Source organism: Bacteroidetes bacterium GWF2_43_63, assembly GCA_001769275.1.
Taxonomy (GTDB): domain Bacteria; phylum Bacteroidota; class Bacteroidia; order Bacteroidales; family DTU049; genus GWF2-43-63.
In genome coordinates this window covers 50,711-63,294 of sequence record MEOQ01000018.1, presented here as the reverse complement: position 1 = coordinate 63,294, position 12,584 = coordinate 50,711, and the positions used below count along the sequence as shown (strand labels likewise).

The 12,584-nt window shown below is 44.0% G+C and carries 3 protein-coding genes; 1 reads left to right on the top strand and 2 read right to left on the bottom strand.

Annotated features, from left to right (window positions below):
• Position 1: 1 nt before the first annotated feature.
• Together A2W93_08815 and A2W93_08810 are read right to left on the bottom strand one after the other, a co-directional pair.
• Positions 2-3,805, bottom strand: coding sequence for a hypothetical protein (locus A2W93_08815; GenBank protein OFY55230.1), 3,804 nt, complete (start codon positions 3,803-3,805; stop codon positions 2-4).
• Positions 3,806-3,817: 12 nt separating this feature from the next.
• Complete coding sequence (locus tag A2W93_08810) at positions 3,818-4,345, bottom strand: hypothetical protein (protein ID OFY55229.1); 528 nt, start codon at positions 4,343-4,345, stop codon at positions 3,818-3,820.
• A 150-nt stretch (positions 4,346-4,495) separates the two neighbouring features.
• Here A2W93_08810 and A2W93_08805 point away from each other — a divergent pair, with 150 nt between their 5' ends.
• Complete coding sequence (locus A2W93_08805; protein ID OFY55228.1) at positions 4,496-12,493, top strand: hypothetical protein; 7,998 nt, start codon at positions 4,496-4,498, stop codon at positions 12,491-12,493.
• The last annotated feature ends 91 nt before the right edge of the window (positions 12,494-12,584 follow it).

The window sequence follows — 12,584 nt, the reverse complement described above, 5'->3', positions numbered from 1 at the left end:
GTTAGCGGATTATTGTTACTGTTCCGGTAAATGCTTCCTGACCATTATTGAGGTCAATGATGTAGTAGTAGGTTTCGGCCGGAACCGGATTTTCGTTGAATTTTCCATCCCAGGGCGTTGTATATGGCGACTGCTCATAAAGCAGATTGCCCCAGCGGTTGAAAATCTGGACACGGTGTCCCGAATATAACTCAATGTTATTGATCACCCAGTTGTCATTTTTACCATCACTGTTGGGTGTAAAGCTCGAAGGTATGTCAATGCAGGCATTCTCGCTTTCAGGCAGGGTGTATTCCATTATTTTCGGACACCCGTTGTTGTCGGTGACGGTAACACTGTAGCTGCCTGGCTCAAGATCCAGAATTTGCTGCGTGGTTTCATCGGTTGACCAAACATAAGTGTAGTCGCCTGTTCCACCCGTTGCTGACAAATAAATTTCGCCATCGGAGTTGTCCGAACAGCTTACCTGAACAACCGAAGCTCCAACTATGATCTCTGTCATCGTAGCGATGTGATAGGTAATCGACCTGCTGCAGGCATGATCATCAGTAACTGTGACAGTGTAGTATCCTGATCCGGCACCGCTGATATCTTCGCTGGTTTCACCCGAAGACCAGTTATACAAATAAGGAGCAGTTCCACCTGAAACACTCAGGTCGATGGTTCCGTCACTTCCTTCGAAACAGCTGGTCATGCCTTCGATCGCTGATGCGGTGATGCTGTCGGGCTGGTTGACAAAAATGGGTTGAGTTGACTGACATCCATGGGCGTCGGTCACAATTATCTGATAAGGACCACTGCTTACATTTTCAACACGATGTCCGTTGTTCTGCATCAAATAATCCGTGTCGTCCCATCTGAAATAGTAAGGCGTTGTGCCACCTTCAGCATTTATTGTAATGCTGCCGTTTGCAGAGTTGTAGCAGAGCGGATCCGAAATGGTGGTGGTAACGGCAAGAGCGTTTACCGGCTCTTCGATTACTGTTCCGCTGTAGGCCACACAGCCATTATTGTCGGTGATTGTCACCGTGTATGTTCCGGCAATTAGACCATCGGGATTTTGGTTTGTTGATCCGGAAGACCACTGGAAGAAGTAAGGTGCAGTTCCACCCTGTGTATCGAGAATTACAGACCCGGTTGCGTTTCCTTTGCAGAGCACCGGAGTTGGAGTAATGGACGCTGTAAGCGGAGCCCCCGGTTGAGTAATCACGGTCTGGGCGAACTGTGTACAACCATTGTTATCAGTAATTGTCACATTGTAGTTGCCAGCCGGAAGTGCGCCGATGTTTTGAGTTGACGCTCCGTTTGACCAGTTATAGGTGTAAGTCCCTGTCCCGCCATTGACGCTGAGAGACACACTGCCGTTGGTTTCGCCGAAGCACAAATTGTCAACAGTTGATAGCGAATAAGTAATGGATGGCGGCTCAGAAATATGGAGGTTGGTGTCAACGGAACAGCCCTTTGAATCAGTCACTACTACAGAATAATCATCGGCTGAAATGTTGCTGATATCAGCGCTGTAATGATTGAGCGTTTGTCCGTTGCGGAACCACGCATATTCGTATGGCGCAGTACCACCTGAGGTAGCAATGGTAATAGAACCTGTTGCCTCGCCGTTGCAGAAAGCATTTTGGGTTGTGATTGCAAGATTAAGTGCTGCTGCGGGTTGTGTAATATTGTAGTTCAAAACATTCTGACAACCATTGAAATCAGTGACTGTAACACTGTATGCGCCCGCTGAAATATTCTGAATTACAGGAGTGGTGTCACCGCTTGACCATGCATAATTGTACGGTGGGGTTCCACCTGTTACATCAACAGCAGCTGATCCGTCTGACCCACCACGACAGTTCACATTAACCGATGATGGCGTTGAAACGAGTACATATGGCTGGGTAAGCGTGTACGAAGATACATTCGTGCATAAATTATTGTCTGTTACGGTCAGGGTATAGGTTCCGGCAGTTAGATTAGTCCGGTCCTCGGTTGCGATACCTCCAGTCCAGTTGTAGGTGTATGGCGAAGTACCGCCCGTTGTTGTGATATCGATTGCTCCCGTAGCAGTAGCATTACACGAAATATTTGTAGTTATACCTGAAACTGCCAGCAGGCTGTCGGGTTGATCAATAACAAACGAGCAGAAAGTAACGCATCCGTTGGCATCGGTAACAATCACATAGTGTGTGCCGGCCGGCAAATTACTGGCCGTTGATGATGTTGCGGAAGAATTTACTACGGATCCGTTTGACCATTCATAGCGATAAGGTGGTTTACCGTGAGAAACTGTTGCTGCAGCAGACCCGGTGCTTGCACCGAAACATTTTACATCAACAGGGGCAACAGTTACAACAAACTTTGCAGGTTCGATTCTGAATTTAGGGTGATCAACGTCGTTGAATCCTTGCATTTCCCAGTGACTGTTAACCCAATCGTATTTCACATTGTATAAATTAGGGCGAAGGTCAACCAAAGGTCCGAGTGAGTAATTGAATCCATGAAAAACAACAGCAGGGGTGCAGATATCGCCATCATAACACCAATCGCATACCACGCAATACCATGGCCCGCAGGGATAATAAATGGGAATACAGATACGCGGAATTACTTCAATGTCATCCATTGAAATGTGAAATTCAAGCATCTGGAAAATAAAATCGAAGGCAATGGAATCGTAGGTGTGATTATTAAAATCGTTGCGCATTTTGTAGTATGGATCAATTTCCATAAAATCATAATTGCATGGGTACCTGAATCGGATTTTGTCGCCGACAGTAAATGTGATGGATGAATCTGTCCCCGAGGTGAGTACCGTGTTGGCGGGACTTAAAATCTTATAGTCAATCAGTCCGGGAAAATCCATGGTGGTTTGAACCCGTGGAACAAAAGTGAGCGTTTGGTTATGATATAAGCCAATTTCGAAACCAGTATGCATGAGAGAATAACCAACCGTTATCGGCCCCAACTCCCATTCATTTTCGACATTAGCAAAAAAAGCACTGACATAAGGAATGTTCAGAGCAGCAATGAAATTGGGTATATCGAAGTACACATCGGCATATAAGAAAGGTGGGATGCGAGAAATCAGTGTGTCCGTGGCCATAGAGCTGGACGCATTGTCGTTGCTCGGCATTGTGATCATCAGATCGATAATCTCGCGACTATCGGTCCATGTAAAAGGAAAATAATCGTCAGCGGCCCAAAAATACTGACCATCCAGCAATGAGATGCCAACGGGGTCAATTCGAACAATGTCGAATGTGTCAACAGGCATATCAATATCAAGGATAGTAGCATTTGTACAGCTGAAAAAACAAAACCTGCCGCTGATTTCAAAGCCAAAACCTACAGCCATCCATATTTGAAATAACACGTTGTATTTTTCCGGTGTAATTACACAAGAGTCGGGAAACGGATTCAGCGAAGTGTTGATTGTTATTTCATCGCCTTTTTCGAAGCTGCCGTCTGCCGGCATTTCCAAATCGACATTGGCTATATAATCGATATCAACACGCTCATTTCCGAATTCAATTCGCAGACCGGAGCCAATTTTGCCCCATGTGCCAGCTGTAAACTGTGCGCCGAAAGGGTACCCGGCCACGTTAGTGATGCCGCCAAAAGTGCGGTTGTTGTTCCATCCAATATCAAAGAATGGAATGTCTAAATCGACCAGGCCGGCATCTCCCGGCATCCATAAACTTTGAGTGTCCGTTTTAAAAGGCACATAATGAACCACGGTATTTGTTTGAGCAAAGCCCGAAGCACTCAGAATAACCGAAAACAAAAGCAAAAGTATTTTTCTTTTCATAGGCTTCACACTTTAATACTGGACAGTTAAAAAGCTGGTCAGTATAACATCTTTCAATAAAGTTGAAAATATTTCCGGGTAATTGGCAGTGAGCATTAAAGAGCTGTTCAGGTCGCCCGTAAACAGCATTAATCGGTGTACCGGTGTCTTGTCGGCCATGAATTTTATCAGATACATTTTTGCAGGCCTTCCCTCCAGTGTCTCCAAATCAAGTTCTTCAATAAGTTCTGCACCCTGTTTGAGAAAAACGTCTTTGTTGAGATTGGCTGTAACACTGATAAACGCTGTTGAATCCATTTTTTGTCCGATGATGGTTGTGGCAGTTCCAGTATGCATGTAGCCATGGTATTCTCCTTGAGAAAATGGTGTAAAATAGAGCGGAAGCCTCAGGCGGGCTCCCGTGTTTATTATTTCAGAATAAACCGTATCAAGATCTTTCTCAATATAAAGCTTTGACGTCAACGAATCATTGTAGTTCTGTGAAAATACTGATAAACAATTCGCGAGTAACAGGCTTAGAAACAGATAGATATGTTTCATCGGATATTTTTTCAATTTGGAGTGCAATATACAATAATTTTACATATGGATGGTGAATAGATAAATTTATTGACATTATTAGTCACACAAACAAATATATTATGTATTTTAGTCGCTTGAATTATTCTTTCGTTAACAATTTGGGTGACTATGAAGAAACTGTTAATTTCCGTAATGATGCTGGTTACAGCACATTTTGCTTTTGCCGATGAGTATTATTGGGTAGGTGGAAGCGGCTATTGGTCCGACACCAGCCACTGGGCTGTTTCTTCCGGAGGCAGTGTTTATCACAGCACCATACCTGGATCTGACGATACTGTTTATTTCGATGCGTCGTCCTTTAACGCAAATGGCAAAATTATTACGGTTGATACATCTATGGCTTTTTGTGCTATGATGGATTGGTCTGGTATTGTATACAATGTGGAATTTAATTCCACAACAACCGATACTTTAAATGTTTATGGACATATTTATTTATCGGATAAAGTTACGTTTAATTATAACGGATTGATTCGCATTTACGGATTATCCGGAGCTGCAACATATTTTGAAACGCAGGATAAAACTTTGAAATGCGATCTACAAATGGCTGCAGACACTTTATATCTTCAAGGGAAATTGCAACTGCCATACAATCGTTTACTACATACCGATGGGGTGTTTTATTCAAACGGACACAGAATTGCCTGCCGACATTTCAATACCGATCACACTTTCATGGCTTCGGTTCCTGTTGTTAATCCCAAATGGTTTAGCGCTGATTCACTTACTGTCAGCGGGTCCTTTGCACTGCCTGATCCTACGATTTTTGCTCATACTGGTCCTTTGTTTTTTCAGAATTCGACCATCGATACAAACTACATTAATACTTATGCCAATGAGATGGCGTGCGATGTTTATATGAACGGCAGCAAGAAAATGTATTTGCTGAGCCAGTTCAAAACCGGAGGGATTCTCGAATTCAGAGGAGGAGGTCAGTTTTATTCACAAGGATGGCCAATTTTTGTTGGGGCAATGAGAAATACAACCGCACTGACTAAGACCATCAGCCTGGGCAATTCCGCTGTTCAGATCTCCGGTTCCGGAAACGCTCTTTACCTGAATGATGTCCGGCTGAACCTTGATGCAGCGCAGGCTTTTATTAAATTCACGTATGCAGGTTCAGACACTGTGAATATTAGTTTGGGGAAAGATTCCTTATTTGCTATTGGTGAAGTTGAGCTTCCGACAGCATTTTCCAGAATTTTTTCTTCTTTTGTTACCGGTAATATTATTATCAAGCCGGCGTCAAAAGTGCAGCTTGCTCATGGAATAGAGCTGACAGTCGATACAATGAATGCCGCTGGTTCTTGTGGTCAGTATATTTATCTTTCTTCTTTTTGCGCCGATAATCCATTTATAACGGAGATGAATGCCTGCAATGCTGCTATTCCGAAAATAAATGCTGTGAGTGGCGACATCACTGTTTCATATTTGAAAATTTCTTACAATAATCTTTCCGGTGATATTATTCATGCACTTAATTCTTTTGAATTTGATGGTGTAAGCGGATGGGACGTGGTTGAGCCGGCGAATACAGAGACTCTGTATTGGATTGGCGGAACAGGTAACTGGAACGATGCTACGCATTGGGCCACCACTTCGGGAGGCAGCTCCGGTGGTTGTATTCCTGTCAGGGGAAATGATGTTGTGTTTGATTTAAATTCATTTAGTTCCGAAGATACAGTGACCATTAATGAACAAGCTTACTGTAACCAGATGCTGTGGACCAATATTGATGAACTGGCTCATTTATCCGGAAAAGGAACGCTGTTTATTTCTTCTTCTATGTTGTTGCATGACAGTCTTACAATAGATGTCGAAAGCGGCATTGAATTTACATCTTCGCTTGCTCCTGCCAAAGATATTACATCGCGAAATGCTGAAATTTACAGCGAAATCACATTTAATACTTCACGAACATATAATTTTACTGACACACTTCATTCTTTCAGTAATGTGATTTTGCAGAAAGGAAATCTTAATCTGAACAAGAAAGGTTTGATTTGCCGAAGCCTCGATTTGTCAGGAAATTTGTCACGCAGTCTTGATTATTCCAAATCGATTATTAATCTTACCGCTGCTGATACTGTATGGAATTCATCTGGCTCAGGGCTTACCCTTGCGCACGATTCAGGTGCGGTAATCCTTTCAAACAGCAACACCGAAATGGTTGTAATGAAAGCAGCGGGAATCACATTCGACACACTCAAAGTAAACTCACCGCGAACGCGAATTCTCGGCGGAGGTTCTTCCGATCTTCTTTATGTTTCGGGAGGTACAGCGCTTGAATTTGAACCAGCTACAACATGGTCGCTCGACAGCCTTTTGGCTAGTGGCTCGTGCACGCAGCCGGTTTCGTTGTCAGCATTTATTGGCGAAAGTGGAACCGCATCTATCAGCAAAACCGGTTACGATACTTTGAATATTTCTGATGTGGTGATTCAAAATCTGGTTGCTGATTCAGCTGGTGGTCGTGAGTACAATGCTATTGCATCGACTGGGATTGGAATAACCACGGGTTGGATTTTCAGCGGAGCCGTTGCAGGAAAAACCTATTACTGGACTGGTTTAGCTGATAAAAACTGGCATAACGCCAATAACTGGACACCGGATTTGATTTTGCCATTTTCTGCAGCCACTTGCGTTCCGGGTCCCGCTGATACAGTCGTATTCACCGATCTGCATTTTTCAACAGCTACATCCGATACTGTCGACATTTATAAAAACGCCTATTGCAAAGTGATGGACTGGAGCAGCATTTTGCTTACTTCTCCTTCGCTGCTAATTGAGGCCAATCTGCAAATAAGCGACGATGTTTTGTTGAATGAAAATCTGAATTTTGGCTATGGAGATCTTTTTTCAGCCAGCGATGCGAATACACCAGCTTTGATTCTTGCTCCTTTATACGGACATGCGGAGTTTGATCCACTGTGTAGTCGTTATGGCGTTAATACTTTGCTTGCTGGTTTTTCAACAGCGGACACTTTGTTTTTGATCGATTCACTTGTGACCGATTCTACCGTTTCATTCACTGTGAATTCAGGGACGTTTGTATCCAATGAATGGTCGATGCGCGTAGGTCTTTTAAAAACAGAAACTTCGTCAGCGAAACAGATGTTGCTGAAAAATTCTGATATTTCAATTAAATATTCTGCAGTTTTTCAGGATCCGTCAATACTTACGCTTGATGCCGATTCCACTTCGATTTTAATGCCGGGAAACAAATCATTCAGAAATTATTTTGATGGTGGAAATCAGCGGTTTTTCGATCTTGAAATGCTTACGCTTTTTTCTGATTCGTCAACAGCTGTTTACTCAGGCGAAGTCTATGGTGCTGACACATTTCGCATTTTCAAGGTACATCCCGGAATACATTTGTATTTCGAAGCAAACCATGAACAAACTTTCGATAGTGCTTTTGTTGCTAACGGTACTTGTCAGGATTCAATTTATATTGCCTCAACCGAAAAATATTTGGCTGCAACGCTCACAAGTCTTGCCAGTGACAGCATCAGAATACAATGTTCCGTTGTGAGAGATATCACTGCTACTAATGGGGCAGTGGCTGTTTTCAGCAGAAATGTGTCAAACAATACTAACTGGCATTTCGACGCGGTGCCTGCTACAACAGCATCATTCATTGTTTCGGGAGTCACCTGTTTCGGCGATAGTGTTCATTTCGTAAATACTTCAAGTGCATACAGTGGAAATCAGGGCGACCTGACTTTTGAATGGTATATGGTCGATACAAGCCTCACAACAACACAGGTGTCTCCGGCTTATCTTTTCGATAACAATCAGAAGTATGATGTCACACTTGTATCAACCTTCACCAACGGATGTTCGGATTCTTATACTGACTCGGTAACAATTTACAAACCAGTAGTCAATTTGAATTCGAGCGATGCAGATACAACAATTTGTTCCGGCGATTTGGTCACATTCACTGCAAACTCGCCCAATCCGACACCCGATTTTTATTTCTTCTCCAATGGTATTCCGATAATTCAATCAGCTGATTCTGTAAAATACAGGACAGATTCTATTGCAGATGGCGAAACTATTTTTGCTGTGGTAGATTATATGGGATGTCTTGATACCAGCACGGTGTTTACGTTTGAAGTACATTCATTGCCCGTTGTTACTCTTGCGAGTAGTGATTTGGATAATTTAATTTGTCTGGGCGATTCTGTAACGTTGACGTCTGCCGGAGCCGATCAATACAGACTTTATTTGAACGGTGCTCCGTATAATAATCTTGGAACAACAAATTCGTGGACTTTTTCGAACATTGCAGATGCTGATGAATTCACGGTTTTCGGCAGAAATATCACCACCGGTTGCGAAGCATTCAGCAGTACAGCCTTGGATTTTACAGTATTTCCTCTTCCGATGGTTGGTCTTACGTCTTCAGAAGCCGATACGACGATTTGCGCCGGCGATGAGGTAACCATTCATGCTTCAGGCGCGGCAGAATATATCTTCTATCTCAACGGGTCGCCGCTTGGCCCGCAGTCAACGGTTGACAGTGTGGTTATTTCAACATTGGCCGATAATGATATTGTCAGCGTCGAAGGAATTTCTTTATCCGCTTGCCGCAATTTCGCTTCCGGAACACTGTTGTTTCATGTCGAAGTTACACCATTGCTCTCTTTCATTAGCGACGATGCCGACAGTCGCATCTGCGCAGGTGATGTGATCACTTTCCAGGCTGGTGGCGCTACCGAATATCAGTTCTATATTAATGGAGTTCCGACCGGAGTGTTTAATACAAATAATTCCATGAACTCGGTCTTTTCTAACGGACAGACTGTTGAAGTGCAGGGTAAATTGGGAAATTGTTATGCGTATGCCGATTCTGTTTTCACTATCGACGTGCGCCCGAAGATCACATGGACATTTTCTGACAGCGTGATCTGTGCATACGAAACCATCGATCTCGAAGCGGATGGGGATTCAGTCTATCAGTATTTTATTAATGGTATTGCAGTAACTCCGCTCCAGTATGATTCCATTTATCACGCTTCAGGCCTTATCGACGGACAGTTTATTTCAGTCAGCGGAACCCAATATGCGTGTACTCCACTGCCACTTGAAGTAACAGTTTATTCTGTTCCTGTTGTTGAGGTGACTTGTTCTGAATTGGATACCGCAATATGTCAGGGGCAGAATATTTTGTTCACAGCTTCAGGTTCTGATACCTATGGGTTTTATGTGAACGGTACAGCACCCGGACCGTATTCAACTGTTAGTGTGTTCTCAACTACTGCCCTGAATAATGGCGACACCATTAGCGTTCAGGCTGTTTCTGGCGATGGTTGCCATTCATTTGCTGCAGATACATTCATTGTCGAAGTGGCTCCCAATCCGGTTGTCAGTGTTTTGCAGTCTGATCCGGATCTGACCATTTGTGCCGGAGATACAGTTTCATTCAGCGCTTCAGGGGCTTCATCCTATGAGTTTTTTGTAACAGGTGCCTCGCAGGGCGCTCCTTCAGCGGTTTCTTCGCTATCGTTAAACAACCTTGTTAACGGAGCAGTTGTCACCGTGCAGGGAACCACCGGTTATTGCACGACTGTTTCGTCCAATGTTTATCAATATATTGTAAATGCAATCCCGAATGTTACATTGAACCCGGTTTCCGGAATTTCAGTGTGTACGGGCGATACCATTCAGTTGCTTGCCGGAGGCGCTACATCTTATCAATTCTTTGTCGATGGTTTGCCATGGGGTGTTGCATCCGGAAACTCATTGTTTTCGTGCGATACATTGGTCTCGGGTAATGTAGTGTATGTAGAAGGAACACTGGTCGGATGCACCGGCAATTCAGGCAGCACCTATGCTGTTACAGTAAATGAATTTCCGATTCTCTCATTCATCAATGATATTCCAACTGGCAACATCTGTTATGGCGATACAGTAACTTTTGAAGGAAATGGCGCGCAGAATTACAATTTCTATCTGGAGGGCAATCCTGTTTCAGCTGATTCACTTTTTGTGACTGCCGATTTGCAAAACGGACAAGAAGTGACACTCTTCGGATACAATGGTGTGTGCGGTCTTTGGGCCGATACCATCATGACCATAGGAGTGAATTACGTCAACGTGTCGCTCACTTCTGACCTTCCTTCGACAGCTGTTTGTGAGGGCTCGCCTGTTCAGTTTACTGCAATTGGAGCCGATTTGTATGAATTCTTTATTGACGGTGTTTCTCAGGGAAGCCCTTCCGCAACCAATGTGTTTATTGGATCTTCACTGAGTAATGGACAGCTTGTTTCCGTGAATGGAACCTCGAATTCATCGGGTTGTACTCAAACAGCATATAATGATATTTATGTTCACACAATCACAGTCCCGGTTATTGTAGCCTCACCCGATGATGTCTTCTGCGAAGGCGATTCGGTGCTGCTTTCCAGTAGTGTTGGAGAAAACAATCATTGGTATTTCGAAGGAATTCCTGTTGCCGGCGTTACCGATTCCAGCATCTGGGCATACGAAGGAGGCAATTATTATTCAGTCGTATCTGCAGGAAGCATAGGAAATGTGTGGTCATGCGGCGAAAACAGTCTGGGACAATTTGGAAACGGAACAACGATTAATAATCTGTATTTTCAGCCTTCGGTATTAACCACACATGCAATGGAAGTGGCCTGTGGTGCTGAATTCACAATGGTGCTAAATGATGATGGAACTGTGAAAGCCTGGGGACGCAACGAATTCGGAGCACTGGGCACTGGCAATTTCTCCGATTCAAATATTCCGGTGAACGTCGGAAGTCTTACGGCTATTCAGAAAATTGCAGCAGGTAATCGTTTTGGGCTTGCATTGAAATCCGACGGCACACTGGTTTCATGGGGCGACAACACGTTCGGGCAACTTGGCTATGGCAATTACTCAACCAGCAATTTCCCGTTTGCAGTTCTGAATATTGATAGTGTTACAGGTGTTGCAACCGGTGAAAATCATGTACTGGCCATCACTTCCGATGGTCATGTCTGGGCCTGGGGACGCAATCAGGCAGGACAACTTGGAGACAGTACGCAGACAAACAGAAATATTCCTGTGCAGGTGAAACATCTCGATAATGTTGTAGCTGTGGCTGCAGGAGCCAATCACAGCATGGCGCTGAAATCCGACGGAACCTTGTGGGTGTGGGGAAGCAATGCCAATGGCCAGCTTGGTTTAGGCAATATTACTGCTGCATGGACTCCTGAAAAAGTAAACCTCTACAACAGCGTTGTAAGTTTCGATGGCGGATCTGCACATTCGCTGGCCTGCGATACCATGGGGATTGTATATGCCTGGGGCGATAATACTTTCGGACAACTTGGGCTTACTTCAGTTACCGGATCATATTTTCCACTCGTGTCTGACGTAAGTGGCGGTGTGACTTCTGTTAAGGCTGGTAATTTTACATCTTATGCCTTGCGTGTTGACAGCAATCTGGTCAGCTGGGGCCAAAACCAGCTCGGACAGCTTGGTCACAGCGGAACAACAAATGTTTTCGTTCCGCAGATTATTGAACAGGTTTTCGAAATTGGTTCATTCGATGCGGGAGAAAAGCATTTGGCAGTCATACCAGTTTATGAGCAGTCATGCACGCCTTCGGGCATCACCATTACAATGGATACTGTCCCTGAAATTGATCTTGTTGTGAACGGACTTGTTTTGTCAACCACAACAGCAGGTGTGTCCTATCAGTGGTATTACAATGGCAGCGCGATCCCGGGCGCAACCGGTACTACAGTAACCATTGCTGCTTTGGGCACCTATTATATCGTTGTAACTTTCGCAAACGGCTGTTCGGGATTCTCTGATGAATTTCAATACGGTGTCGGCATGGATGAATATGGTGTTTCGCAGATGCTGTTGTATCCCAATCCTTCCATTGGCGAATTTACTGTAATGCTGTCTGAAAGCGATAATGCAAAGTCGTGGCGAATCATCAATTCACTGGGCCAAATCATAGAATCAAAAAGTGATTTCAGCAGCGCAAGTGTTTTTGAAGTGCGTGGATTGTCGCTCGCAGCAGGCGTTTACAGCATTCAGGTGATTTGCAGTGATGGCGCTGTTCGGTCAGCCAAGTTTACTGTGACGGAATAGAATGTTGGTCACGCGTCAGGAGACGCGCGCCCTATAAAAGTTGTAAAGTTAAAAAAATGACGATTAAGATTTATCTTGCTATATCCATCAG

What these genes read in the sequence shown, in the direction of transcription:
- A2W93_08815 (OFY55230.1), bottom strand. Translation starts at nt 3,805, where the DNA reads ATGAAAAGAAAAATACTTTTGCTTTTGTTTTCGGTTATTCTGAGTGCT.
- A2W93_08810 (OFY55229.1), bottom strand. Translation starts at nt 4,345, where the DNA reads ATGAAACATATCTATCTGTTTCTAAGCCTGTTACTCGCGAATTGTTTA.
- A2W93_08805 (OFY55228.1), top strand. Translation starts at nt 4,496, where the DNA reads ATGAAGAAACTGTTAATTTCCGTAATGATGCTGGTTACAGCACATTTT.